This window comes from Streptomyces sp. NPDC003393, assembly GCF_053589015.1.
Genome location: NZ_JBSFRB010000035.1, coordinates 17,565 through 41,263 on the forward strand (window position 1 = coordinate 17,565; position 23,699 = coordinate 41,263).

Below are 23,699 nucleotides of genomic sequence, written 5' to 3' on the forward strand. Positions count from 1 at the left end.
GAGTAGGTGAGTAACGTATGTGATTGTGTGAAGCCGCAGGTCAAACGCGTATTTTACTCTTCCTTGGGAATGATGTGTTCATGGCATTCGGACCCTCCGTGAACCATCTGCTCGCATCAGAGTCATTCGTTCGAGCGGGCAGGGGTCCGGAAGCGCCCTCGACATAGCGTCGCCGTCTCGGACGGGCTGGCCAACGTTCTTCCGCGAAGGCCACTTCACCGTCCACGAGTCCGGGTGATGGCGGTCTCGTCGTACATCTGCGCCACGGCAGGCAGCCACCCGGCCGGATGGCTGCTGGATCCTCGTAGCGGGCGCGGGGCGCGTCGTAGCGTTCGCTCACAGCACGGAGAACGCCGTCAGCGGTTCATTCCGGCCGCCGGCCCGGTATCCCACATCCCTTGGTTCCAGGTCGGGCTGGAAGTCAGCGAGGCGTGCAAGTGCTCCAACGGCTCCTCGAGCCGGGTCGGCGACGATGCTTTGCGCAGCAGCCTCAAGGCTGCACGGCACACCCGCCGGGCGGGGGCGACAAGCTCACGCCGCACGTCCCGCGGCCCTTCTGCGCGTCCGAGCTCTACCTCGGTGGACTCGATCTGATCGTGATCCAGGAAGTTTTCGGACATTCCTGGATCACCAGACCATGCGATACGTCCATGTCCGGCAGCCCCGCGTCGAGGACGCCTGGGCAGCCGGGCAGCAGCGGGCCGCGAAGTGGCTGGAAGGACTTCTGCGATGAAGTGGAACCTGCGGCTGCCCGCCGCGAACAAGGGGGCCCGAAAAGCCTCCGCACTCCAGCAGAGGCTGGCCGAGCACGGCCTGGTCATCTCGGCAGGGAAGATGCCCGGGCTGTGGTCCGGCCAGCCGGTCTCCCTCAAGCTGGATGACCTGGGCGTCATCTGCCTCGCCCTCGGTTGCGAGATCGGCGACCTCCTCATTTCGCGGGCCGGAGAAGGTGCACCGCCCCGGCCAGGAGGAGACGATCCGGGCCGCTGTTGATTCGGGGACCTCCACACCGAAGCTCATCGAGCGCCGGGACGACCGGCCGCTGCCGCCAAAGTGAGCTGGTGACACGCTTCCCGAAGGACTACGTCAGCCCGACCAGCTCCTGCTCGAGCTGCCTGGCCTGGGGCGACTCCCGTGGACGGCTCTGCCACACCTGCTACAGGTTCGACCGAGGACACGGCGGGGCGGAATACGCCGGTTACCGTCGCGTCCAGCCGTTGAAGTGGGACTACTGCCATGTGTGCTGGTGCCAGGCCCACCTCGGCGTGAAGACAGACGACGGCCGGCTGACGAAAAAACAGACGTGCGGGAGACGCTCGCCGCCGTCCGGCACCAAATTCAGCAGCGGCACGGACACCAGTGTCCCTGACCGAACGCCTTGCTGAACTCGACGACCAGTACGACATCCTCAAATGCGGCGACAGAACCGCGCACCAGGTCGATGCCGAGGTCACGGCCGAAGCCCGCCGCCATGCAGCCATTCCATGGTTCTCGCCGAACCCCCGGATTCGCCCAGCTGATGCAAACGGACCGACCCGCAAGTTCCCGTTGAACAGGCTTCGGTTTCCCTGAACCCACGGGCGCCAACGGGTGTGAGTAGTCGAGGCACAGAAAGTGCCGGTGAGATTGATCTTGCTCAGGTCCGCTTGCCGCGCGGGCGCTTCGAGCTGACAAGGAACGGCACCGACACCATAGTCACGCACGTCCGGAGCGTCGTTGTAGGGAGCGCCGGGGCGACGTCCAGCAGCTTCGCGATTGAAGTGATCGAGCGGCCCGGGTCGGACAGCAGGTTGCAGGCTGCGGCCAGGCGAGCCGGACGGAGACCGACCTCATCCGCCGCGGCCGTGCTTTCCCGACCACGGCCTGCTCGTGCGGCTCCGGACCGCTCTGCCGATCGTCCCGGCCCACAAAGTCAGGTACTACCCGCGACCACGCGGGCTTCATGACCTGTCTCGCGTACGGCACACGACCTGACTTCGCCACTGGCTACCGTCGACCGGCAGGAACCGCAGGGCGCGCAGACGTCACGCCCGGATACGGCACGGCCGGAGAGATTTTCGGACAAGTAAGCTACTTCCGGTTGGAGGTGCGGGTGGCCTCGGCCGCGAGGTCCTGATCGAAGCCCACCAACACGGTCAGCTCGGCGGTGATCTCGTCGGTCAGCTGAAGCGAGCGCAGGGTGGGGGGCATCGTCCGAGCGGCGTCCGCGATCACCGCGGCGTCCTTGGCGTCGGTTTTCGCCTCGCCCGGATACAGATCGGCGATCCGCCGCATGGCCAGGCCCGGCAGGTAGGCGACCTTGCAGCCCGCGTCCCGGGCGACTGTGAGCGGGAGGGCTCCGATCGAGGCGTGCTGGTCCACGATGACCAGCACGGTGCCGAACTTGGCCGCGAGTTTGTCGAACACGGCCCGCAGCTTCGGCTCGTTGTTGGGCAGCTGCTTGTCGAAGACCTTCTTGCCGGCCGGGGTGAGCCCGTGCCCGTGATGGGCGCTCTTGCCGACGTCCAGGCCGAGGAAGACGCCCACGTCGTCGATGTCGTACAACCCGTCCTCCGAAGCGAGGTTCGTGCGGTGCTGGCCAGGGCGATGGTGCCGTGCGCGCGCATCCACGTTATGCAGACCTGCGGCCCGCAAGCGGCCGGGCATTGTGCCAGGCCGGGCGGTAGTCGGGCCTCTCATCAGCGTCTCCAGCGGCACCCTCGGGCCCGGTGACACCACCCCCCAGGTCATGCCTTCGACAGGGGGAACAGCCATGCCGGGTCCGGAGGCCAGCGGCCCTCCTGCAGGACCGCGAAGAAGATGACGGGGGTGTTCGGCAAGTACAGAGAGCGTCCGAAGAACGTGCTGTGCACGCCCCAGCAGGTCGTCAGCAAGTGCTCCAGCTCCGAAGGTTCTCAATTAGCTCGTCGGCCCGTACCACGAGCCTGCTGAGGGCACCACGGAGGCCCGGCCGACGCTGTTGGCTGGTGTAGCTGACGTTGTCGCTCTCCCGGTGGACTTCCATCTTCGACCAGGCATAGGGCAGGCCGAATCCAGTGCGGCCGACCATTACAGGCGGCGGCGGGAGGCGTCCAGGGAACGGAAGACCACGCCACGCCGGCCCTTCATGTCGGCCGAGTACAGGCAGACGTTGGTCTCGGGAAAGGAACCGAGGTACGGGATGCCGGGGAGGCGGAACCTCTCACCTGATGCCTCCGGAACGCGACGAGTTGGACGTACGTCACGCCGTTCAACGTGTCCGGTCGTGTACCGGCGGGCAGCAGCGGCGCGACCACGCCGGGCTCGACGGCCCAGTGGAGAAAAGTCAGATCGAACCAGGACTGGGTGAACAGGGGGCGATCCTCCGTATGCGGAGGATCGGCCGTTATCGGCTCAGGATCCTCCTGCGGCAACGGCATCGCACCAGTACGTCTGAGCTCTCCCGGACCTGAGGAGAAGAAGCGACTGCAGCGACCCGATGGGGGAGGAAGCACCAGCACCACGGGCATCCGGCACCATGGCGCGGGATGCCCGGTCGTTCGGCCTCTTCGGGCAGTGGCTCGGCCCTTCGGGGCAGTCGCTCGGTCGCTGGGTTCAGTCGCTCAGTCGCTGCGCAGGGAGGGGACTGCTGGCACAGCGACTGAAGACTCAGCTACTGAGCGAGCCTTTGGTCGCTTCTCTACGCAGAACAAAACCGCAGGTCAGAGTGGTGTTGTCAGGCTAGCAGCGACTGAAGCGACTCAAGATTGGAGTATATGAAGACATTCGCGCGTGCGCGCGTGTGTATATATAGGAGCCTTCAGTCGCTTCAGTCGCTGTTCTGGATTCTGGGTACTGGCTGACCTGCGGTTTTCTGATACCGCCGGGGCAGCGACTGAAGGGCGCTGAGTCGCTGCCCGTCCTCTTCAGTCGCTGAGGCTCTCGCCACCGGCGCGGCCACTGGCTTGTCGGCATGTGTTCCCGACCTCACGGGGCTCATTCGCTACGCTGTGTCTGTCATTGAGTCGCTTCGGTCGCTGATAGGGGGTGCGATGCCTGCTGAGCTGCATTTCTCCCCTGGCGACTCACAGCATCCTGCCTCGGAGTCTTCAGCCTCACCCATGCTCGCCACCGCCAGATGGTGCGCACGCCGCGGCTGGCCCGTGCACCCTCTCGCGGCGGGCCGCAAGACCCCGGCGGCGAACTGCACGCACTGCCGGGCCGCTCGGCACGCTCCCGCCGAATGTCCCTGCCTTCCCGCAGGACGCTGGTGCCACGGGTTCCACGCCGCCACTCTCGACCAACGCCGTATCTCCCAGTGGTGGGGTGCCCACCCAGAGTTCGGCGTCGGCATCGCTTGTGGCTCCGCCGGTCTGGTCGTCATCGACATCGACGCCCACCCCACCCAGCCCCCCAGCAGGGATCGCATCCTGCCCGGCATCCCCATCGCCGACCACATCGACCTCACCGGGCTTGCCAACGGCTTCCACACCCTTGCCGTACTGGCCGCTCTGCGGGGTCGGCCCAGCCCCGCCGACGATCACACCACTTTGCGGGTCCGTACGCCTTCGGGCGGCCTGCACGTCTGGTACCGGACCACGGACAACCGGCGCTGGCGCTGCTCCTCCGGCTCGAGCCAGGGAACCGCGCTGGCCTGGCAGGTAGATGTGCGCGCGCACGGCGGCTACATCATCGCTCCGGGCACGACGACCCACGCCGGCACGTACACTCCCGTCGGCACGGTCCGTGAGCCGGCTGCTCTGCCCGCCTGGCTCGCTCAGGAGCTGGAGCGCACCGGTCACCTGCCCGCCACCATTCCCGCGCCGCGCCCAGTCCCTCCGCGAGCCCTGCAGGCCGTTCTGGCCGCGGGCGGCGGTCGCGACCGTACCCAGCGCATGCTCTCGTCCGTGCTGACCCCGGTCGAGGCCTGCGGGAAGGTGACGGAGGGTGCCGGGTTCTCCGACGCCCTGAACCGCGCTGCCTACACCCTTGGAGGCCTTGTCGCCGCCAACCGCCTCACCGAGGAAGAGGCCCTGCAGGCCCTGACCCAGGCAGCGGCTGCCGCCCGCCCTGGTCAGGAACGCCGCGCCGCGCAGATCATCCGCAGTGGCCTGACAGCGGGCCGCAAGCGTCCCCTCCACCCGCAGGAGGGGTGCCCGTGACTTCACCCCGCAACGAGACCGAGACCCTCTTCGACTTCGACCCGGAGTCGGTTGCCGCGCAGATCCGCGCCCAGGCGCGTCCCACCGCCACGTCGGCCACCGTGCCGCTGCCGGCACAGGCGGACGCCTCCCGTGTCCCCGCCGGACAAGCGACCGCCGCCGGACTGCTTCCCGACACTCTCACCGACCGCGGCAACGCCAAGTTGTTCGTCAAGCTCTACGCCAACGACTACCGGCACGTCCCCGGAATCGGCTGGTACCGGTGGGACACCACCCGCTGGCAGATCGACGAGGACGACACCGTGCTGTGGGCAGCCGGTGACCTCGCCGAGGCGATCGCCACCCACGATCCGCGCGGTGTGTTCACCACCGTGGCTCTGCAGCAGCACCGCCGCCGCGCTCTGTCGACGACGGGTATCAACGCCATGCTCACCCAGGCCAAATCGGCTCCGGGCATGGTCTTGAACGCCGCGCTCCTGGACGCCGATCCCTACGCGCTGTGCACTCCCGATGGAGTCGTCGACCTTCGCACCGGCCTGATGAAGACCCCTGATCCCAACAAGGACTTCCACTCGCGTTCCACGACCGTTCCTCCGCAGCTCATGCCCACCCCTCGATGGGAGCGTTTCCTGACCGACGCCTTCGGCAGTGAGGCCGAGGACCGGGAGATGATCTCCTACCTGCAGCTGCTGTTGGGCTACTCCATCACCGGCGATGTCGGCGGTCAGGTCCTGCCCTTCCTGTTCGGCTCCGGCAAAAACGGCAAGTCCGTCCTGCTTGACGTGCTGATGAAACTTCTGGGCGACTACGCCGATGCGGCGCCGCCGGGCTTCCTGATGGCCCGTCCCTATGAGGGCCATCCCACGGACCTGGCCGAGCTTCACGGTCGGCGCGTCATCGTCTGCTCCGAGGTCAAACCGGGTGACAAGTTCGACGAGGCCCGCGTGAAGCTGCTCACCGGAGGGGACCGGATCAAGGCTCGCCGTATGCGGCAGGACTTCTTCAGCTTCGAGCCCACCCACAAGCTCTGGCTGCTCGGCAACCACAGGCCCGAAGTCGGGACTGGAGGCTTCGCGTTCTGGCGGCGTATGCGGCTGATCCCGTTCGAGCGGGTGGTCCCCGACCACCGCAAGATCGACAACCTGGCGGACATCCTGGTGACCGAGGAAGGCCCCGGCATCCTGGGCTGGCTCATCGCTGGCGCACGTCGCTACCTTTCCGGTGACCGCGATCTCACCGGTCCCGAGCGGGTCCGGATCGCCACCACCGCCTACGCCGAGACCGAGGACCACACAGGGCGCTTCTACGAGGAGTGCTGCATGCTCGGCCAGGAGCTGCGAGCCGAGCAGACGGCGCTCTACTCCGCTTACAAGGCCTGGTGCCAGAATGAAGGGGCACCGGTCATGTCCTCACGGGCGTTTGCCGCGCGCACCCGGGAACTCGTAGGACTGGCCTCGCCCAAGGAGATGATCCTGTCCAATCAGCGCAAGCACTATCCGGGCATCGGACTGCTCACCGACTACGAGGGGGAAGCCGGCCGATGAGCTCCCTGATCACCGAGGACGAGATCAGCCACGAAACGGAGCTTGTGTGGTTGGAGGACATCGAACAGCTCGACTACGTCCGTCAGAGTCTGGACCGGCTGCCCACCCGTAAGGGAAGGCCCGCCTACCACCGAGACGGTCGTATGGTCGGTTATGCCCTCCTCGGCTCCACCGCCAAGGCCTCCCGGGCTTCCGGCACCTTCCGCCGTCGAGTCTTCTGGCTGCTGCCTCACGACAGGGATAGTCAGCCGGGCGGCCTGTACGCGAAGAGTGCCCCCGCGGAAGCCGTCGACCCGCGCACCCTCGCGCCCCGTGTGAAGGGTTACAAGACCGAGCGCTCCGAGGGTGGCCCGCCGTCGACCGCCATGCAACAACTCGGCATAACACTGCCTCTGTGAGGTTTCGGGCGCCTGCCGACAAGATTCCACGGGGCCGCCGTGCCTGACCGTGCCCGGGACGAGACCGGCGCACCCCGCGGAGGGGCGCGCTCTGCGGCATCGGCGGTTCCGATACGCCCGGCTGAAGGGCAGCGGCTCTCGGGAACCGCTCACGGGGACGACTTGCGTACCACCAGTTCTGTGGGCAGTGTCAGTTGTTGCCGTGCGGCCCCGCGCTGGGTGATGTCCGTGAGGATCCGGACCATGGTGCGGCCCAGTTGCTCCACCGGCTGACGCACCGTCGTCAGGGGTGGATCGGTGAGACGAGCAAGGGGGGAGTCCTCGAACCCGACAATGGCGACATCATCAGGTATCTTCCGTTTCTGGCGGCGCAGTTCGCGCAGGGCGCCGACCGCCATGAGGTCGGAGGCGACGAAGACGGCGTCCAGATCCGGGGCGCGATCGAGAAGCGTACGCATCGCGCGGCAGCCGCTCTCCTCGGTGAAGTCGCCCACTTCGATCAGTTGTGTCCTTGCGGGAATCCCTGCTTCGTGATGTGCGTCACGCCAGCCGGCCAGTCGGCTGCGGCCGACGTCCATGTCCAGCGGTCCCGTGATCGTGGCGATCCTGGTCCTGCCGCCGCGCACCAGGTGCCGGACCGCCTCGGTGGCTCCCCCGGTGTTGTCACAGGTCACGTAGCTCAAGCGCTCGTCTGAGTCGCGGCGGCCGGCCAGGACGGTGGGCAGGCCCGTTTCCTCCAGTTCGGCGGGCAACCGGTCGCCGGAGCGAATGGAGACCAAGAGGACGCCGTCCACGCGACGCGCAGTCACCGACTCGGTCAGCTGGTCCCGCTCGGTCTGGTCGCGGACAAGCGTCAGTTGCAGCTGGGTGCGGCTCTCGGCGAGGGCCGCACTGACCCCGCGGATCAGCGCGGCGAAGAACGGTTCCGGCTACTTCGTGCGGTCGTTACTGGACAACTTCAAGTGGGGACACGGTTACCGCAAGCGCTTCGGCATCGTCACGTGGAGTACCCGACCGGTGCCCGCATCCCCAGGCCAGCGCTCGCTGGTACGCCGAGGTGGCCCGCTCGGGTGCCTTGCCAGGTGAACCCGGGCAATGACGACTCCGTCTTGTCGATGTGCTCGGAAAGTGAACCGTTTTGTCGTGGGTGCCGTTGTCGGGCGTGTGGATGAGGTCGTCCTGTCGTCCGCCGGTCGGGCGGCCAGCAGCAAGCTCTCGGCACGCCTTCACGGGCAGCGTGATGTCGATCGCGCGGCCCAGCCTTGCCGAGAAGACGGTTGCCGTTCGCATTGAGCAGAGCGCTGTGAAAGACGGTACGAGGCTCGCCGATCCGGCGCATTTCGCCGGTGTCGCGCAAACAAGGCCATACATTCATGACTCCGACATTGACGGTCCTTGTGTGTGAGACATGTCCAAGTGAGGGAAAACGCGACCTCGGCGACTGAGCCAAACCACCGCCGTCGGCTTGGGTCGCTGGAGATAAGGCCAGGTCGGGCGCGCCACTCAGGAAGGTCAGCGACCGAAGCGACCGAGTATCCGGGTTGAGCTCGGACATTCGCTCATGCGCGCGAATTCGTCCCCCCGACGGGATCCTTCAGTCGCTTCAGTCGCTGTCTTAGTGTGCCTATGCCCTCTGACCTGCTTTTTTGTCCAGCGACTCGGGCAGCGACCCAGGGGAAATCGGTGGCTGCCCGAGTCGCTGAGGAGGACATTCCGGGATGTTCACTCCGCCTCTCCGCGGGCGTGCCGGGGCGCAGGTCCTCGACGTGCGTCTGGAAGCGACCGGGTAGGTGCGCCAGTCCTCCTCAAGGAGCAATGCCTGCGCGACCACTTCCAGCACTCCGCGAAGACTCCGCCGATGTGGCCCTTCTCTAACCGTGCGTACCACTGCGTGCTCACGCCGGCGAGGACGCGACCTCCTCGCGCTGTGGTCAAGGCTACCCATTGCCCGGCCGACAGGGAGGTTGTGTTTATACCCTTCATAAGCGCGACCTTGCCCACCTCCGACGGCGTCGGTTTCCTGGAGCCGGCGGACTCAACAGGGATCCTTCGTCGCGAGCCGCCGTCCGCCGTCCTGCATCGGCACCTCAGGAGCATGACGATGGCCAGCAAGTCCGCACTGACCACCGGTGCGACCAGGGGTATCGGCGCCCACACCGCGCGGCTGCTCCTCGACCGCGCGGTGTCGGCACCTCGTGGCGGTCACCGGCCGCAACGAGACAAGGAGTACTGAAGCCAAGGGCCGTGTCAGGATCGAACTTCACAGCGGCCTGCAGTGTCTCCGGCCCAGGCGACCCGGTGTGTCCCTGTTGTGACCAGATGATCCTGTATGGGTTGAACGTGCTCAAAACTAGCTCTAGAGTCTCAACTCGTCGGCGTGCGAAGGCGAACCGAACACGATGTCCCCACTGGTGAAGGGCTGCTGCGATGCGTCTGCCGCCCGACCGCGGCATGCAGACCATCCTGTCTCCGACGAGTGACACGTCAGCCAGGAGATTGCCATGAGTACGGGGCGGAATCGTGACGCAGGTGCACCTGCCGCTGACAGGCCTGTGCCCTCCGGCGCCGTCCACGGTGGCCGGGTGTCTGTGTCCCGCTCCGCCGCGAGATCGCCGTCGCACCCGCATGTCGGCAAGGAGGAATCGGGACCGGCACGGCGTGCGCCGCAGTCGGCAGTGCAGGCCGTCCACCAGCATGGAGAACCTCCTCGGCGCGGCGAACGCGCGAAGGCTGCCCCTGACTGCGGCGCCTGGCGTTTCGCCGTGCTCGGGCCGGTCCGGGCATGGCACGGCGGGCGAGAAGTCGACCTGGGGCCGCGTCAGCAGCGTTTGGTGCTGGCGGTCCTGTTGCTGCGGCGGGGGCACTTGGTTACCGTCGACGAGTTCATTGATGCGGTGTGGGGGGCGCAGCCTCCTACGGCGGCCGTGTCAGTGCTGCGGACATATGTGTCACGCCTGCGGAAAGTGCTGGAACCCTGCCGCGGACGCGGTGAGTCACCCAAGCTGATCGTCTCGGCTGCCAACGGATACCTGGCGCAGGTGCCCGACGAGGCTCTTGACCTGGGAATGTTCGAGCAGCAAGTCGCGCGGGCGAAGAAACTGCACGCCATGGGCGAGGTATCCGCCGCTGCCGATCTGCTGCACGCCGCCCTCGAGGAATGGCACGAAACACCGCTGGCCGGCCTTCCGGGCCCGCTCGCCCATGCGGAACGCACCCGCCTGGAGGAGAAGCGGCTGTCGGTACTCGAGGTCCGCTTGGACAGCGATGTCCAACTCGGCAGACACAACGAGGTGATCGCCGAACTACGCGCGCTGGTGGAGGAGAATCCCTTGCGGGAACGGCTGTGCCAGCTGCTCATGCTGGCCCTCTACCGGTCGGGGCGGCAGGCCGAGGCGCTGGCGTGCTACCGCAGGGCACGGCGTGTCCTGGTGGCCGAACTCGGCATCGAACCCTCAACGCCGCTGCGTGAACTGCACGAGGGCATTCTGGCTGCGGACGCGTCGCTGAACCCTTCGATGGTAGGTAGGCAGCAAGATCCTCCCGCGCACACCCTCGTGCCGCGATTTCCCACGACACCTGTTCGACCCGCTCAACTACCGGCGGACCTTCCCACGTTCACCGGCCGGATTAGCGAACTCGGCCAGACTCGTGCCCTGCTGCCCGCACACGGCCAGCCCCCGCCCACGGTGCTGATCGGCGGCATGGCCGGCATCGGTAAGACCACCCTGGCTGTGCACTGGGCCCACGAGATCGCCGACCAGTTCCCCGACGGACAACTCTTCATCAATCTGCGTGGCTTCGACCCCGCCAACCCGGTGATGCCGCCGGGGGAAGCGGTCCGCGTCTTCCTCGACGCGCTCGGCGTCCCCCCGCAAAGGATTCCCGCCCGCCCGGACGCCCAGGAGGCCCTGTACCGCAGTCTGCTCGCCGACCGGCGGATGCTGATCGTTCTCGACAACGCACGCGATGTCGAACAGATTCGTCGCCTGTCACCCGGTTCGACCGGCTGCCTGGTCATCGTCACCAGCCGGAACCAGCTCACTGGTCTCATCGCCCGCCACGGCGCACACCCGGTCACCCTTCACCAACTGACACCCGCAGACGCGCGTGCCCTGCTGATACGTCGCCTGGGCGCCGAGCGGGTGGCGACGCAGCCGCAAGCGGTGGACGAGATCATCGCGCGCTGCGGCAGGCTGCCTTTGGCGCTGGCCATCGTGGCGGCGCGTGCGGCGATCCAGCCCCATTTCCCGCTCAGCGTGATCGCCGAGGATCTTCGGGAGGGTCATGGCAGCCTTGACGCCTTTTCCAGCGGCGAACTCAACACCGACGTACGTGCTGTCTTCTCGTGGTCCTACGAGGCGCTCTCCGTACCGGCCGCGCGGCTGTTCCGCCTGCTCGGCCTCCACCCGGGCACCGACGCCTTCTCCGTGCCCGGGGTGGCGGCCCTCGCCGGATTGCCGCTGCGGGAGACCCGCGGTCTGCTCGCCGAGCTCACCCGGGCCCATCTGCTCATCGAAAGCCTCCCCGGCCGCCACACCATGCACGATCTGCTGCGCACCTACGCCCGCGAACAAGTCCTCGCCGACGAGCCGCCGGCCGAACGGGAACAGGCCCTGGAGCGACTCCTGTCCTGGTACCTGCACACCGTCGACGCCGCCTACCCTCTCCTCACCCCCGACCGCGCACGGGTCCCCTCGCCACCGGTCGCTCCCGAGTGTCACCCCCTTGCCTTCACGACCCAGGAACAGGCAGTGCAGTGGTGCGAGACGGAGAGGGGCAACCTCGTCGCGGCCGTCCACTGGGCAGCCACGTCCGGTCGGCCGGGTGTGGCCTGGCGACTGGCCGCCATGATGTGGGGCTTCTTCTACCTGGGCAGGTACCTGCACGACTGGCTCGAGACGTCCCGGACGGCTCTTGCGGCCGCTCGCGCCGCTCATGACCGTGGGGGAGAGGCCTGGAGCCTTGGGGGGGTGGCCGACGCCCTGACACAGATGAACCGGCTCGACGAGGCCATAGAGCACTATCAACAGCAGATGTGCGTGTACCGCGAGCTTGCGGACATCGATGGCGAGGGACGGTGCCTGGTCAGCCTGGGTAACGCCTACCTGCAGGGTGACCAACTCGACAAGGCCGTCGAATACAGTCGTCGCGGGCTCGCGATGTCCCGGATCCACGGCTGCGCCTGGGGGGAAGCCATTGCCCTGACCAGTCTCGGCGACGCCTGCCAGCGACTGGGCCGGTTCGAAGAGGCCTCAGACCACCTGGAGGAGGCGTTGCTCCTCCTGGGTGCCATGGGCAACCGCTGGTTCGAAGGCAATGTGCTCCACCTGCTCGGCCTGATCGCCTACCGGCTCCACCGCTGGGAGGACGCGATCGAGCGCTATCACCAGGCCCTCGAAGCGCACCGGGATGTGGGCAACCGGTGGGGGGAGGGCCACACCCTGGGCAACCTCGGTGATGTTCAGCTGAGCGTGGGTGAACCTGAGGTCGCCCGCACAAGCCGGCGACAGGCGCTGGCGATCCTCACGGAGTTCGAGGATCCGCATGCGGCGAAGACACGGCAGGAGCTGCACGACCTCGATCGCCGTATGCCGGACGCACGGCCGCATCCCTACAGGGGTTGACCCAGGGCGGGTGCCGCGGCAGGGGCGGTCCAGGCTCTGCGGATGAGGCTGCGGACGGTGATGATCGTGTCCGCGACGTCGAAGAACGCATTGACGACGGCCGAGCGGCGCTCGGGCAAGAACGCGCGTACCCCGACGCCGGCTGGGATCTCCTGGGTTCTGCTGAGCGAACCGCCGCCATGTGCGTCTCCTCGCGGACATCCTCGATCTTGGCTCTCCCTATGCTCTGGTCCTCACCGGCGGATACGCCGTGCAGCCCATGGCCTGGTCGAACGCATCAGCCGTGACCTCGACGTAGCCACCGAGAACCCCGCCCCGATGGACGAGATCGGCGCTACCCTCAGCGCCGGCCTCGCCGCTCGTGGCCGGCGGACCACACATGTTCAGACCGACCCGTTGTCGGTGCCGGCCGCTGAGGACCTGCCGGGCGGCCGTGACGCGGTGATGGTGACGGCCACCCGGCCTTGGGGCAAGGTCCACCTACGCAGTCGTGCACCGAAGCATCCAGTGGTAGATGGGTCAGTTCGTGTGCTGCAGCGGATGACCGCGGTCGGCCTGCGTCAGCACCTCCTGCCAGGAGGCGACACCAGGTCGGCGACGGAGCAGGGCTCCGCGTTCACGTGCTGTCATGCCGCCCCACACTCCGAACTCGATCCGTTTGTCCAGCGCTTCGGCCAAGCACTCGGTCCTCACCGGGCACCTCGCGCACAAGGCCTTGGCGCGTCCGAGCGCCGCGGTGTCAGCGAACAACATCTCCGAGTCGGCGGTGCGGCAGGCGGCCTCCTGCTGCCAGTACATGTCCGCGCCCCTTCCCTTTTCCCCCTCGTCTCAAGTCGTAACGGCCCGACAAGCCAGTCGGTTCACTGTCCTCTGCCGCATTCTGGGCAACTGGACGTCACACCGGCCTGCACCGCCATGGTCCGCGCCCGCGCCCACGGCATCCGCCGCCAGTGCCGGGACCGGCGCGCAGAGGGCCTTTTTCGACACTCACGGGAGAAGTCCCTGGCCCTCGGCGGGAGATGTGAAGGCGACTGGTGTGTGAGACGGGCACCGCTCCCCACGCTGCCGCGGCCAAGCGGCGGGCGTTGGACCGGGCCGACAGGGAGGCTATGAACTCGCCGAACCTCTTCTTGCCCGTCCTGAGGAAGAAGAGGTTCTCGCCCGGACTGGCGTGCGCGGCCAGCGCGTCGAACTTGTGACCGCTGAATGCGGTGGTGTCGACCCACGTGGTGATCCCGTCGTCGGGAAGGCCCATGTCGGCCATCGGGGCGGCCTCGGCAGGATCCGGTCCCGGCATGTCCTCATGACGGCGGTTCCTTCCCCGGCCCGGCGGCAGGTCCCAGCGAGCGCATGCGCCGGGGTCCTGCTCTACGATTTCGTCGCGGAAGCAGCCTCATTCGCTTACACGGCCGAGGAGTTGATACATCTCCTTGGTGCGGTGTCTCGACGGACGCCCGCGGGGACGGCAGCAACTGTTGATCGGGTTCCGGCGTCCTTGAGTCAAGCCGTGACCGACAGTACTCGGAGGGGCCGAGTTGGCGAAGGAATTGCTTCCGGAGGATCCGGAGAAGCTGGGGGAGTACTGGTTGGCCGCCCGGCTCGGCTCGGGCGGCCAGGGCGTCGTGTACGAGGCGTACAACCCCCAGGGAGTCCGGGTGGCGCTCAAGGCTCTGCACGGCGACGCCCAGGAACTCGCCCGGTCGCGCTTTCTCAAGGAGGCGAAAGCGGCACGCCGGGTCGCCCCGTTCTGCACGGCCCGCGTCATCGAGGTGAGCGCCGACGGCGACACTCCGTACATCGTGAGCGAATATGTCGAAGGGCTGACGCTCAGGGACAGGATCCACGGCGGCGGTCCTCTCCCCGAGGCTTCTCTGACCGCGATCGCTGTCGGTGTCGCGACCGCCCTGGCCGCCATCCACCTCAGCGGGGTGCTGCACCGGGATCTCAAGCCCGACAATGTGCTGCTCAGCAACGAGGGCCCGAAAGTCATCGACTTCGGCATCGCCCGCACCCATGACATGTCGCTCACCAAGACCGGCGCCATGATGGGCACCTTCGGTTACATGGCACCCGAGGTACTGTCCGGGGGCCGGGCCACCGAGGCCGCCGACGTCTTCGCGTGGGGCGCGTTGGTCGTCTACGCCGCCAGCGGCACGGAACCCTTCCGCGGCACGACCATCGGCGAGGTCGCGCACCGTACGACAACCCTCCACCCCGACCTGTCCGTGCTCCCGCCCGCGATGCGCCCGCTGGTCGCCGCGGCGCTGGCGAAGGATCCGCGACTACGGCCTTCCGCACTGGAACTGCTGCACGGCTTGGTCGGCGATACCCCTCGGTCGAGTGACCCGCGACGGGCGCTGATGGAGGCGGGTGCCCGCCAGGCGGAACCGGTCGGGGGGACGCCGGCGCCGGCTCAACCCCCGCTCGGCGACCGTGCGGAGGCGGCCTTCGCCGCGCTGGACGCCGCCGCCGCCCGGTCGGCCGCGGAGGAACTGATGCTCCGGCTCGTCGTCCCCGGCGACGCCCCGGACGGATCGCTGGACTCGGTGCGTACGGCAAGGCACGAGGAATGCACCGCGGGGGAGGAGGACCTGACCCAAGCGATCAACGCCCTCGTCGCCGCCGGGGTCCTGGTGGTTCGGGCGAGGACCCTGCAACCGGTCAGTGCGGCACTGCTGCCTGCCTGGCCGCGACTGCGAGGGTGGGTCGACGCCCACCGTGCCGCCCTGGCCCTACGGCTGAGTGTCTCCGAGGCGGCACACTTGTGGGACCAGCACGGACGTCACCCGGAAGACCTGTTGCAAGGTACTGCCCTGCAGGCCGCCCTCGGCTGGCTGGACACCGCCCCTCCCGCGATACGACCGAGTCCGCTGGAACACCTTTTCCTCCAGGAAGCACAGCGCAGAAGGGCCCGTGCTGTTCGCCGTCGCCGTCGCCTGCGGGTTGCCGTGGCCACGGTGTCGGTGGTCGCACTGCTCGTCGGCGTCGTCGCCTGGCAGCAGTACGAGGACGCCGAGCTCCAGCGGAGCGAGACCACGGCCAAAGCCGTTGCCAAGGCCTCCCATGACCTGCGCAGCACCTCACCGGAGACCGCCCAGCTCCTCAGCGTGGCCGCCTGGCGGATCGCGCCGGTGGCCGAGGCCCGGTCGGCCCTGCTCGCGTCGGCCACTCAGTGGGACATGCCGGCAGTCACCGTACCGGTCCCGGACGGCGGTATCCGTGCTCTGGCGGCCGACCATGTGGTCACTCTGACCGCGCACTCGCTGCGGCTGTGGGACTTCAGGTCCGGCCGGCCGGGCCTGGCGAAGACGCCGAAGGTCGACCTGCGGGACACCGAAGGCGACTGGATGCCGCCCGGCTACGCGATTCCCAGCCCGAACGGGAAGTTCGTCCTGGTCGTCCGCAAGGACGGCTCCTACGCCCTCAAAGCCGCGGACGGCAGCGCGGTGGCCGAACCCTTCCCCGACCCGTCTCCCTTCAGGTTCGAGGACGTCACCGACCATGGCGAGATTCTGCTCTCCTCCGACGACGGACGGCGCCGCCTGGTCTCACCCTCCGGAGAGACCAGAGCGACCTGGCCGCACTCCGGCGCGAACCCCACCTTCCTGTCCCCCGACGGCAGCCAGCTGATCGCATGCACCAAAAACCGGGAGATCCGCTTCCTGGAGCTGGGGTCCGGAACGATCGGCGACGTCTCATGGGACGACGCCTATGCGGTGGAAAAGGTCGAAGAGGGCCGCAGCTGCGGGGACCTCCACCATGTCTCCTTCAGCCCTGACGGCTCGTCCGCGATCCTGGACATGGACAACTTCCTCAACTTCTGGGACCTGAGCACAGGAAGTTACTACTGGAACGTCCCCGCATCGGTGAACTGGACCAACTTCAGCTCGGACGGTCATTACCTGGTGGGCGTCTCGGACAACCGGACAGTGAGCCTCTGGTCGCTCGACCATCCTTTCGGGGGACCGGTCACCGTCCCGGTGCACGGATCCGTCGAGAACGCGTTCCTCGACGAGTCCTCCAAGAGACTGCGGGTCCTGCTCCGCAACGAGAACAAAGTGCGGCAGTTCGACCTCACAACCGTCCTGGACCATCCTGGCGACAACGGCGGTGGACCGCTCTCCGACGAGTTCTCCCGTGCGGTGGCCGTCTCGCCCGACGGGAGCGTCCTGGGCGTGGCCATGCCCAAGAAGGAATCCGTCCAGCTCGTGCGCATGGCGACACACAAAGCCATCGGAGAGCCCTTCCCGCAACCGGGGGGGTATTCGTACGGGGTCAACAGAGAAAATCCACTCGGTGCGCTCAGCGACGACGGCGCATTGCTCGCTCTGCCCGAAGTCGATGAGGACAGGCAGGTGTATGTCGCCGTGTGGGACACCAAACGGCGAAAGAGACTGCGCCGCACCCCCCTTCCTAACGGAGGGGGCGTCGACCAGCTCAGGCTCTCCGCCGACGGACGATATCTCTATGCCCGTGTGGCCGATCTGTTCGCAAAGTCCGGCAGCACGGGGTACGTCTGGGAGACGGCGCATCTCAGCAAGCCACTGCGCCGTCTCGACGACGCCGGCGACGGAGCCTTCGCCCCCGACGGCGACACGCTGTTCACCACGAGCGGCCAAGCCGTCGATCTGCGCACCGGGAAGGTCCGGAAGAACGTCTTCAAGGGGGCCGACGTCAAGGAGATCACCTTCTCCCGCGACGGTAGGCGGATCGCGCTCCTGCTCAGCTCCGGATGGGTGGAACTCTGGGACGGCCAGTCCACGTCGAAGCTCGCCCGGATGAACGGCAGCACGACGGAGAGCGGCTCGCACCACGGCGAGAAGCTCGCCCACCTCACCTTCTCCGGGGACGGCTCCCTCCTGGCCGCCGTGGTCGGCGAGGGCACCGAGCGGGACGTGGCGGGCGGGCGCGAGGTCCAACTGTGGGACACCGGCAGCCAGGTGCCCCTGGGGGATCCTCTGACCCTCACCGGCAGCAGTATCGACCTCCTCGGCTTCGACGGCTCGCGGCTGCGCACCGCGCTGGGCTTCACCAGCTACTCCCTCGACCTCGCCCCACGTCAGTTGGTCCGGACGATCTGCTCACGGGTGGGCAGGGACATCACCCGGAAGGAGTGGGAGGCCCATGTGCCTGACGTCCCGTACCGAAAAGTCTGTGACTCGGGTGAAGGGCAGCTGCGGACCGTGGCCTCGCCGTCGACCGGGACAACGGATTCCACTGTGCGGCAGGGCAGGCCCGCGCCGGCGTTCGGGTGACGTCGTCGAGCAGCACCGGTGATCGCGCCTGTCGTCCGCTCCCGGCTCGTCACCGGGCAGACCCGAGGTTCTCCGGAGGGCTGTCCCGTCGCCGGCGGCCGGGTCTGCCTTTTGGACGATGGGAATCCGGTGACCGGACCCCGCGGGAGCCTCACGCCGAAACACCGCGGAGTGCCTGGTCGACCAGTCGCTCGGTGAGCGATGCGTCGAGGGGGACCTTCAGCACGAGCAGCCGGTGGTAGCAGGCGCCCCACAGGTGGTCGACGAGGATGTCGAGGTCGGCATCCTCGCGCAACTGGCCCTGCTGCTGAGCGGCGCGCATGCGTACCCGGGCGAGCTCGCGGCGCGGCAGGGCATAGCTCTCCGACCATGCGCGGGCGACGTCGGGGTCCATCTGGGCGGCGCCGATGAGTTCGAGTACGGGCTTTACCGCCCCCTCGTCCGTCAGCCAGCGGATGAACGAACCGATCTGGGTGATCAGATCCGCGCGCAGATCGCCGGTGTCGGGGAAGCTCAGTACCGGCATGCTCTGCGCGAAGTAGGCCTCAGCGGCAAGGGCGCCCGGTGAGGGCCACCATTTGTAGAGGGTCATCTTGCTCGATCCGGCCTCCGCTGCGACGCGGTCGAAGGTGACGGCCCGCAGGCCGTCGTTCAGCAGAATGCGCCCGGCCGCCTCCAGCACTCCGGCGCGCACCTCCGCCGCGGGCCGACGGCCTCGTCCCCGGCGTGCGGTCGGTTTCTCGGGCATGGGTCAACTCCTTTGTGGACTTCTTGTACATTTCTGGGTAGCGTTATTAGTGGACAGACAGTCCATATCTTATGGAGGTTCGTATCATGCCGAACAGCACGGGCCGCGTCGCGATCGTCACCGGCGGATCCGGCGGCATCGGCAGGGCGAGTGTCGAGCGCCTGGCCGCCGACGGGTACTCCATCCTGGTGCACTACGCGGGCTCCAAGGAGCGTGCCGAGGAGACCGTGAACGCACTGACCCGCGCCGAGGTGCGAGCCGTCGCCGCAGGCGGCGACGTCGCGGACGAGGAGGCGATGGCCGAGCTCTTCGACATAGCGGAACGTGAGTTCGGCGGAGTCGACGTCGTCGTCCACACGGCGGGCATCATGCCCCTCGCCCCCCTGTCGCAGCTGGACCTGGAGACCTTCGACCGCGTCCAGCGCACCAACGTGCGCGGAACGTTCGTCGTCAACCAGCTTGCCGCCCGGCGCCTCCGCGAAGGCGGGGCGATCATCAACTTCTCCACATCCGTGACCCGGCTGCAGATCCCCGGCTACGGTGCCTACGCCGCCTCCAAGGGTGCGGTCGAGGCCCTGACGCTCATCCTCGCCCGGGAGCTGAGGGGCCGGGACATCACGGTCAACGCCGTCGCCCCCGGCCCGACGGCGACGCCCCTGTTCTTCGAGGGCAAGAGCGACGAGGTCGTCAACCAGATCGCCAACGCGAACCCGATGCAGCGGCTGGGCACCCCCGAGGACATCGCCGAGACGGTGGCCTTCCTCGCCGGCCCCGCCCGCTGGGTGAACGGCCAGGTGCTCTACACCAACGGCGGAATGGCCTGAGCGAACGACCGCGGGAGGAAGGGAGCGAGCATGTCGACCGTACTGATCACCGGATCCTCCACCGGCATCGGGCGCCGGACCGCTGAGACGCTCGCCGCCGCCGGACACACCGTGTACGCGACGATGCGCGATCTCGGTGGCGGAGATGCCGGCGCCGCGTCCGAACTGGAGTCCCTCGCCCGCTCCCGCGGCTGGACGCTGCGGGTCGCCGAGCTCGACGTGACGTCACAGGCGTCGGCGAACGCCGCGGTGCGCCGCGTACTCGACGAGACGGAGGTGCTCGACGTCGTCGTACACAACGCGGGACACCTGTACATCGGTTATGTCGAGGCGTTCACCGACGACGATGTGAACCGTCTGCTCGACGTCAACACCGTCGGCGCACACCGGGTGAACCGTGCGGTGCTGCCCCATATGCGGGAGCGCCGGTCCGGCACCCTGCTCTACGTCGGCAGCACGATCCCGGTGACCACTCCGCCGTTCCTCGGCCCCTACGTGGCGTCGAAGGCTGCGTTCGACGCGCTCGCCGTGGTCACCTCATATGAGGTGTCGCAGTTTGGCATCGAGACATCGATCGTGATGCCTGGAGCCATCACCCGGGGGACGAACCACTTCCCGGGAGCCGGCCGGGCGAGCGACGAGCAGGTGACGGCCCAGTACACCGAACTGGACCCGCTCGTCGCACGCACTCACGACGCGCACGAGAAGCTCTTTGCGCCGGGGAAGGAAGCCCACCCGCAGGGCGTCGCCGACGAGATCGAGCGCATCCTCTCCCTTCCGGCCGGCGACAAGCCCTTCCGCTCGGTGGTGGATGCGGCCGCGGCCGGCGTGGATCATGTCATGGCGTTCAGCGATCTGACACGCGAGGCCTTCGTGCGACGGCTCGGATTCGCCGAGACGCTGGAGGTGAAGCGGTGAGCGAAGGTCGTGCAGGCGCACCGGGCACTCCCGGCGGCCGCTGCGCACGACGGGCTGGGCGCGGACGGTCGGGGTCGTCCCGGACGTGAACGCCACCTCGGAGGGAGGACTGCTCGGCATCGTCTGCGTGCCACCGGGGTCACGCGCCACGCAGAACTCGACACCTTCGTGGCGGCTCTGCGCGAGTGCAGCGAGGCGTTCCGTGCCCTGGTGGACTTCCATGACGTGCACGAACCTGTGATGGGCGAGAAGCGACTCGCCGATGACGAAGCCTCGCGTGGCCTGGTGCCGCGGCAGGCAACGTCTGTCCGTCGAGGAGCGGTGTCCGGTGCGTGCTCTGGGTGTGCCGGCCGGAAGCCCTCGTACTGGACGTGCCCGGCTTTCGGCCGGTGCTGCGACAGGCGGTGGCGCCCCTGCCCCTGAGGCAGTGGGGAGCGTGCAGGGTGCCATGACGGAGCGAACGTTGTCCGGCGCGGCACGAGCGCATGACGTCGGTGCGACCTTCAGCGAATGCTTGGAGAATCCGGGACACCGGACCACGAGTCCTTCGCAGCACGCTTCATCCGGCCCGTTCACAGAAGAGATGTCCCGCCGGCCCTCCAGGCCCTCCGCAGTGGGATCGAGCAGTACCACCCCAGGAAACCGGCTGGTCCGAGCATCAATCCGGCCTTCAGCAGGTCTCCCCGGTACAAGGTGACGACACCCCAGGCGGCCAGGAACAGCGCGGAGGGAACCAGAAGGGCCAGCGCGAGTACCACCTGGGCCCGCCGCATGGTCAGAAGGGTGCTCTCGGTGGCGTGCCGCAGCGTCCGCGCCGTGGTGGGGGAGGGGCCGGCGGACGAGGGCGGCTCCGCCGGTGCCTGCCCCCCGGGGACGTCGGTCCTTCCTGCAAGGGCCCGCAGTCCCTTCCAGGCGAAGGATGCCGCGCCGCCCCACAACACGAGTGAGCCGAACAGGCTGATACCCAGCGGCTCCCAGAACCAGGCGGGCAGGGCGCAGACACCTGCCAGGCCGAAGAGGGCCAGGCCGAGGCGGACTTGGGCTTCCCTCATACGCACCTCCGGACAGCGGACAGTGTCACTGAAGTGGACGTTCGACCCGCGACGGAGGTTGACACCCGGGGGATGAGGCTTTGGGGCGGCCGCCCGCACCGTCAACTCCTCCCGGTCGCAGGTGAGTTTATGTGACGAGCTGTGATTCGTGCGCGTCGCGTACCTCGACAACGCCTCGATGGTGAAGGCGCACGCCGACGCGCTGCTGACCGACGCTCCGGGGGTCGATCACCGTCGCCTACCCCACGCACGCGTGGCCCGGCGTGTACGACGACAGTCGGCGCGGCGAGGGGTCGTGGCTCGACGTGAGGACGCCCCGGGGCAGGCGAGGGTGATCGACCGCTGCTCCTTCCGCACGGTCGGCGGGCCGACCGTCGTCATCCGGCGTCGGGGGTGGGGTCGAGGTAGTGCCACGGCGCGCGCACGCTGCGCGCGGCGGCCCATGGACACCGGAACGACGGTCCAGCCCTGCCCTTCGGGGCAGCGATCTCGGGCCCCAGGTCAGGAGGCGGCGGGTGTGTGCAGGTAGTCGCCGCGCTCGATGTCGTCGAGCAGTGCAGGCCGGCTGGGCTTCCAGCCGAGCAGTTGTCGGGTGTGGGCGCTGGAGACGGGCGCGTCGGCGCCGTAGGCGGCGGCCAGGAACGGGCTGGGGAAATGCGCTGCCGCTTCTTCCGGGGGCAGCGAGACCGTGGGCAGGCCGAGGCCCCGGGCGATGGTCTCGGCGATGTTCCTGAAGGTGACGGTCTCGGCCGCCGCGTGCAGCACGCTGCCCGCGGGAGCGGCCTCCAGTGCCAGACGGAACAGTACGGCCGCGTCGAGCCGGTGCACCGCGGGCCATCGGTTGCCACCGTCGCCGACGTAGGCCGACACGCCCGACGTCCTTGCGGTGGCGATGAGCGTGGGGATGAACTGGTGATCGCCGGGGCCGTGGACGGTGGGTGCGAGCCGGACCACGCTCGCGCGTACTCCCTGCCCGGCGAAGTCCAGGCAGGCCTGTTCGCCCGGTATCCGGAAGCGGCCGACGGCGTTCGGGTCGGGCTTGTCCTTCTCGGTGCTTTCCCGCCCCACCGGCATGACGAGCGTGGCGGACGTGCTGACGAACGGCTTGCCCGAGTTTTCCAGTGCCTGGCCGAGCGTCTCGATGGCGGTCCGGTCGAGCCTCATCACGGCGTCGTGACGGGCGAAGTCGTGCTGAAAGGCCATGTGGACGACGCCGTCGGCAGCTTCGGCTCCGGCGCGCAGACTGCCGAGGTCGTCCAGGGAGCCGCGGTGCGGGGTGGCGCCCAGCGACCGGAGCCGGGCGGCCGAGGCGTCCGAGCGCGCCAGACCGGTCACGGTGTGACCGGCCGCGATCAGCTCGGTGACGACGGCGGGGCCGATCAGGCCGGACCCACCGGTGACAAAGACATGCATGGAACACACTCCGGGATCATGTGCTGGCGGGGCCGAGCCGGGCAGGTCCCGGCTCGGCTGTGATGTCCCCGTACCGCTGGTCAGACGGGCTGACCGATGGGGCGGATGGTCAGGGTGTTGAGGTCGACGCCCGCCGGCTGGTCGAGGGCGAAGCAGATGGCCTCGGCGATGGGCTGGGGAGGCATGGCGATGGGGGGCACGTTGCCCTGCCAGAAGGCGGTGTCGATCATGCCGGGGCTGACGAGGGTGACGCCGATACCACGGGTCGTGGCATGCGCCCGCAGGTTCTCGGCGAGTCCGGTGACGGCCCACTTGGTGGCCGAGTAGAGGCTGGCGGGAGGGTTCTTCAGCCCGGCGACGCTGCCGATGAGCACCAGCCGTCCGCCCGTGGCCTCGAGGTGGGGCAGGGCGGCGTGGGCCAGCAGGGCGGGGCCCAGAACGTTGGTGAGGACCATGGGTGACCACAGTGCCGGGTCGCCCGCCCCGATGAGGTCGCCGGAGGTGAATCCGGCGTTGGCCACCGCGGCGTCGAGAGCGCCGAAGTGCTCCACGGTGCGGGCCACGGCCGACTGGGTGGCCTGCCAGTCCGCCGCGTCCGCGACCAGCCCGAGCAGCCGGTCGGAGTGGCCGGCCTCGTCGAGGAAGACCTTCAGTTTGGTCTCATTGCGGCCGGTGACCGCCACGCGGTGGCCGCGGTCGAGGAGCAGCCGTGCGGTGTGGGCGCCGATGCCGCTGGTCGCGCCGGTGATCAGTACGGTCTTGCTGGTCATGGTTGTGTCCAGATTCTCAGGTGATGGTGGGGC

At 68.2% G+C, this 23,699-nt stretch carries 19 protein-coding genes and 5 pseudogenes; 12 read left to right on the plus strand and 12 right to left on the minus strand.

Annotation, left to right across the window (positions count from 1 at the left end; genetic code table 11):
• Window positions 1–356 precede the first annotated feature (356 nt).
• On the minus strand, window positions 357–620 hold the full coding sequence (locus ACWDUZ_RS27895; protein WP_451634554.1) for a hypothetical protein: 264 nt from the start codon (window positions 618–620) through the stop codon (window positions 357–359).
• A gap of 109 nt (window positions 621–729) precedes the next feature.
• Between ACWDUZ_RS27895 and ACWDUZ_RS27900 the strand changes: the two genes are divergently transcribed.
• Together ACWDUZ_RS27900 and ACWDUZ_RS27905 are read left to right on the plus strand one after the other, a co-directional pair.
• Window positions 730–993 (plus strand): helix-turn-helix domain-containing protein, encoded by a 264-nt coding sequence (locus ACWDUZ_RS27900; RefSeq protein ID WP_451634555.1) that lies wholly within the window; start codon window positions 730–732, stop codon window positions 991–993.
• Between the two features lie 366 nt (window positions 994–1,359).
• Window positions 1,360–1,572, plus strand: coding sequence for a hypothetical protein (locus tag ACWDUZ_RS27905; protein WP_451634556.1), 213 nt, complete (start codon window positions 1,360–1,362; stop codon window positions 1,570–1,572).
• A 504-nt stretch (window positions 1,573–2,076) separates the two neighbouring features.
• Here ACWDUZ_RS27905 and ACWDUZ_RS27910 read toward each other — a convergent pair.
• The 4 genes and pseudogenes from ACWDUZ_RS27910 to ACWDUZ_RS27925 all read right to left on the minus strand — a co-directional run.
• Window positions 2,077–2,544: pseudogene (locus tag ACWDUZ_RS27910) on the minus strand (IS110 family transposase); the annotation flags it as partial.
• Window positions 2,545–2,866: 322 nt separating this feature from the next.
• On the minus strand, window positions 2,867–3,049 hold the full coding sequence (locus tag ACWDUZ_RS27915) for a DUF2071 domain-containing protein (protein WP_451634557.1): 183 nt from the start codon (window positions 3,047–3,049) through the stop codon (window positions 2,867–2,869).
• Window positions 3,049–3,108, minus strand: coding sequence for a hypothetical protein (locus ACWDUZ_RS27920; protein WP_451634612.1), 60 nt, complete (start codon window positions 3,106–3,108; stop codon window positions 3,049–3,051). Before ACWDUZ_RS27920 ends, ACWDUZ_RS27915 begins: the two co-directional genes overlap by 1 nt.
• The gene (locus tag ACWDUZ_RS27925; RefSeq protein WP_451634558.1) at window positions 3,105–3,488 is read right to left on the minus strand and encodes a DUF2071 domain-containing protein; all 384 of its coding nucleotides are present in this window, start codon (window positions 3,486–3,488) and stop codon (window positions 3,105–3,107) included. Before ACWDUZ_RS27925 ends, ACWDUZ_RS27920 begins: the two co-directional genes overlap by 4 nt.
• A 591-nt stretch (window positions 3,489–4,079) precedes the next feature.
• Between ACWDUZ_RS27925 and ACWDUZ_RS27930 the strand changes: the two genes are divergently transcribed.
• From ACWDUZ_RS27930 to ACWDUZ_RS27940, 3 genes are read left to right on the plus strand one after another with little or no spacing between them, the layout of a single operon-like run.
• Window positions 4,080–5,120 (plus strand): bifunctional DNA primase/polymerase, encoded by a 1,041-nt coding sequence (locus tag ACWDUZ_RS27930; RefSeq protein WP_451634559.1) that lies wholly within the window; start codon window positions 4,080–4,082, stop codon window positions 5,118–5,120.
• Complete coding sequence (locus ACWDUZ_RS27935) at window positions 5,117–6,664, plus strand: DNA primase family protein (protein ID WP_451634560.1); 1,548 nt, start codon at window positions 5,117–5,119, stop codon at window positions 6,662–6,664. The genes ACWDUZ_RS27930 and ACWDUZ_RS27935 overlap by 4 nt, the downstream gene beginning before the upstream one ends.
• The gene (locus ACWDUZ_RS27940) at window positions 6,661–7,062 is read left to right on the plus strand and encodes a DUF6009 family protein (RefSeq protein WP_189907681.1); all 402 of its coding nucleotides are present in this window, start codon (window positions 6,661–6,663) and stop codon (window positions 7,060–7,062) included. The genes ACWDUZ_RS27935 and ACWDUZ_RS27940 overlap by 4 nt, the downstream gene beginning before the upstream one ends.
• 149 nt (window positions 7,063–7,211) lie before the next feature.
• On the opposite strand, the pseudogene ACWDUZ_RS27945 reads toward ACWDUZ_RS27940, so the two are convergent.
• Window positions 7,212–7,988 (minus strand): annotated as a pseudogene (locus tag ACWDUZ_RS27945) (LacI family DNA-binding transcriptional regulator); the annotation flags it as partial.
• Between ACWDUZ_RS27945 and ACWDUZ_RS27950 the strand changes: the two are divergent.
• The 4 genes and pseudogenes from ACWDUZ_RS27950 to ACWDUZ_RS27965 all read left to right on the plus strand — a co-directional run.
• Window positions 7,987–8,161 (plus strand): annotated as a pseudogene (locus tag ACWDUZ_RS27950) (family 1 glycosylhydrolase); the annotation flags it as partial. The pseudogenes ACWDUZ_RS27945 and ACWDUZ_RS27950 sit on opposite strands and share 2 nt — an antisense overlap.
• Window positions 8,162–9,163: 1,002 nt before the next feature.
• The gene (locus tag ACWDUZ_RS27955) at window positions 9,164–9,295 is read left to right on the plus strand and encodes a hypothetical protein (protein WP_451634561.1); all 132 of its coding nucleotides are present in this window, start codon (window positions 9,164–9,166) and stop codon (window positions 9,293–9,295) included.
• Window positions 9,296–9,824: 529 nt separating this feature from the next.
• Window positions 9,825–12,686 carry an AfsR/SARP family transcriptional regulator gene (locus tag ACWDUZ_RS27960; protein WP_451634562.1) on the plus strand — a complete coding sequence of 954 codons (2,862 nt, stop codon included), beginning with the start codon at window positions 9,825–9,827 and terminating at the stop codon, window positions 12,684–12,686.
• A 181-nt stretch (window positions 12,687–12,867) separates the two neighbouring features.
• Window positions 12,868–13,088: pseudogene (locus tag ACWDUZ_RS27965) on the plus strand (nucleotidyl transferase AbiEii/AbiGii toxin family protein); the annotation flags it as partial.
• Between the two features lie 117 nt (window positions 13,089–13,205).
• On the opposite strand, the gene ACWDUZ_RS27970 reads toward ACWDUZ_RS27965, so the two are convergent.
• Complete coding sequence (locus tag ACWDUZ_RS27970) at window positions 13,206–13,484, minus strand: WhiB family transcriptional regulator (RefSeq protein ID WP_451634563.1); 279 nt, start codon at window positions 13,482–13,484, stop codon at window positions 13,206–13,208.
• 310 nt (window positions 13,485–13,794) lie between these two features.
• Window positions 13,795–13,992: pseudogene (locus tag ACWDUZ_RS27975) on the minus strand (PIG-L family deacetylase); the annotation flags it as partial.
• A gap of 229 nt (window positions 13,993–14,221) precedes the next feature.
• Between ACWDUZ_RS27975 and ACWDUZ_RS27980 the strand changes: the two are divergent.
• Window positions 14,222–17,941, plus strand: a complete 3,720-nt coding sequence (locus tag ACWDUZ_RS27980; RefSeq protein WP_451634564.1) for a protein kinase domain-containing protein — start codon at window positions 14,222–14,224, stop codon at window positions 17,939–17,941.
• 151 nt (window positions 17,942–18,092) lie between these two features.
• Here the strand turns inward: ACWDUZ_RS27980 and ACWDUZ_RS27985 are convergent, their stop codons facing one another.
• On the minus strand, window positions 18,093–18,689 hold the full coding sequence (locus ACWDUZ_RS27985; RefSeq protein ID WP_451634565.1) for a TetR/AcrR family transcriptional regulator C-terminal ligand-binding domain-containing protein: 597 nt from the start codon (window positions 18,687–18,689) through the stop codon (window positions 18,093–18,095).
• Window positions 18,690–18,775: 86 nt separating this feature from the next.
• Here ACWDUZ_RS27985 and ACWDUZ_RS27990 point away from each other — a divergent pair, with 86 nt between their 5' ends.
• Together ACWDUZ_RS27990 and ACWDUZ_RS27995 are read left to right on the plus strand one after the other, a co-directional pair.
• Window positions 18,776–19,513, plus strand: coding sequence for an SDR family oxidoreductase (locus ACWDUZ_RS27990; RefSeq protein WP_451634566.1), 738 nt, complete (start codon window positions 18,776–18,778; stop codon window positions 19,511–19,513).
• A gap of 30 nt (window positions 19,514–19,543) precedes the next feature.
• A complete protein-coding gene (locus tag ACWDUZ_RS27995) occupies window positions 19,544–20,431 on the plus strand; it encodes an SDR family oxidoreductase (protein WP_451634567.1) in 888 nt (295 codons plus the stop codon).
• A 572-nt stretch (window positions 20,432–21,003) separates the two neighbouring features.
• On the opposite strand, the gene ACWDUZ_RS28000 is transcribed toward ACWDUZ_RS27995, so the two are convergent.
• From ACWDUZ_RS28000 to ACWDUZ_RS28010, 3 genes are all read right to left on the minus strand, one after another.
• Window positions 21,004–21,483, minus strand: coding sequence for a hypothetical protein (locus tag ACWDUZ_RS28000; RefSeq protein WP_451634568.1), 480 nt, complete (start codon window positions 21,481–21,483; stop codon window positions 21,004–21,006).
• 501 nt (window positions 21,484–21,984) lie between these two features.
• Window positions 21,985–22,896 carry an SDR family oxidoreductase gene (locus ACWDUZ_RS28005; protein ID WP_451634569.1) on the minus strand — a complete coding sequence of 304 codons (912 nt, stop codon included), beginning with the start codon at window positions 22,894–22,896 and terminating at the stop codon, window positions 21,985–21,987.
• A gap of 80 nt (window positions 22,897–22,976) precedes the next feature.
• Window positions 22,977–23,666 carry an SDR family oxidoreductase gene (locus ACWDUZ_RS28010; protein WP_451634570.1) on the minus strand — a complete coding sequence of 230 codons (690 nt, stop codon included), beginning with the start codon at window positions 23,664–23,666 and terminating at the stop codon, window positions 22,977–22,979.
• Window positions 23,667–23,699 lie beyond the last annotated feature (33 nt).

Coding starts and splice junctions, on each gene's coding strand:
- ACWDUZ_RS27895 (WP_451634554.1), bottom strand. CDS start 620: ATGTCCGAAAACTTCCTGGATCACGATCAGATCGAGTCCACCGAGGTA.
- ACWDUZ_RS27900 (WP_451634555.1), top strand. CDS start 730: ATGAAGTGGAACCTGCGGCTGCCCGCCGCGAACAAGGGGGCCCGAAAA.
- ACWDUZ_RS27915 (WP_451634557.1), bottom strand. CDS start 3,049: ATGGTCGGCCGCACTGGATTCGGCCTGCCCTATGCCTGGTCGAAGATG.
- ACWDUZ_RS27925 (WP_451634558.1), bottom strand. CDS start 3,488: ATGCCCGTGGTGCTGGTGCTTCCTCCCCCATCGGGTCGCTGCAGTCGC.
- ACWDUZ_RS27930 (WP_451634559.1), top strand. CDS start 4,080: ATGCTCGCCACCGCCAGATGGTGCGCACGCCGCGGCTGGCCCGTGCAC.
- ACWDUZ_RS27940 (WP_189907681.1), top strand. CDS start 6,661: ATGAGCTCCCTGATCACCGAGGACGAGATCAGCCACGAAACGGAGCTT.
- ACWDUZ_RS27955 (WP_451634561.1), top strand. CDS start 9,164: ATGGCCAGCAAGTCCGCACTGACCACCGGTGCGACCAGGGGTATCGGC.
- ACWDUZ_RS27970 (WP_451634563.1), bottom strand. CDS start 13,484: ATGTACTGGCAGCAGGAGGCCGCCTGCCGCACCGCCGACTCGGAGATG.
- ACWDUZ_RS27985 (WP_451634565.1), bottom strand. CDS start 18,689: ATGCCCGAGAAACCGACCGCACGCCGGGGACGAGGCCGTCGGCCCGCG.
- ACWDUZ_RS27990 (WP_451634566.1), top strand. CDS start 18,776: ATGCCGAACAGCACGGGCCGCGTCGCGATCGTCACCGGCGGATCCGGC.
- ACWDUZ_RS27995 (WP_451634567.1), top strand. CDS start 19,544: ATGTCGACCGTACTGATCACCGGATCCTCCACCGGCATCGGGCGCCGG.
- ACWDUZ_RS28000 (WP_451634568.1), bottom strand. CDS start 21,483: ATGAGGGAAGCCCAAGTCCGCCTCGGCCTGGCCCTCTTCGGCCTGGCA.
- ACWDUZ_RS28005 (WP_451634569.1), bottom strand. CDS start 22,896: ATGCATGTCTTTGTCACCGGTGGGTCCGGCCTGATCGGCCCCGCCGTC.
- ACWDUZ_RS28010 (WP_451634570.1), bottom strand. CDS start 23,666: ATGACCAGCAAGACCGTACTGATCACCGGCGCGACCAGCGGCATCGGC.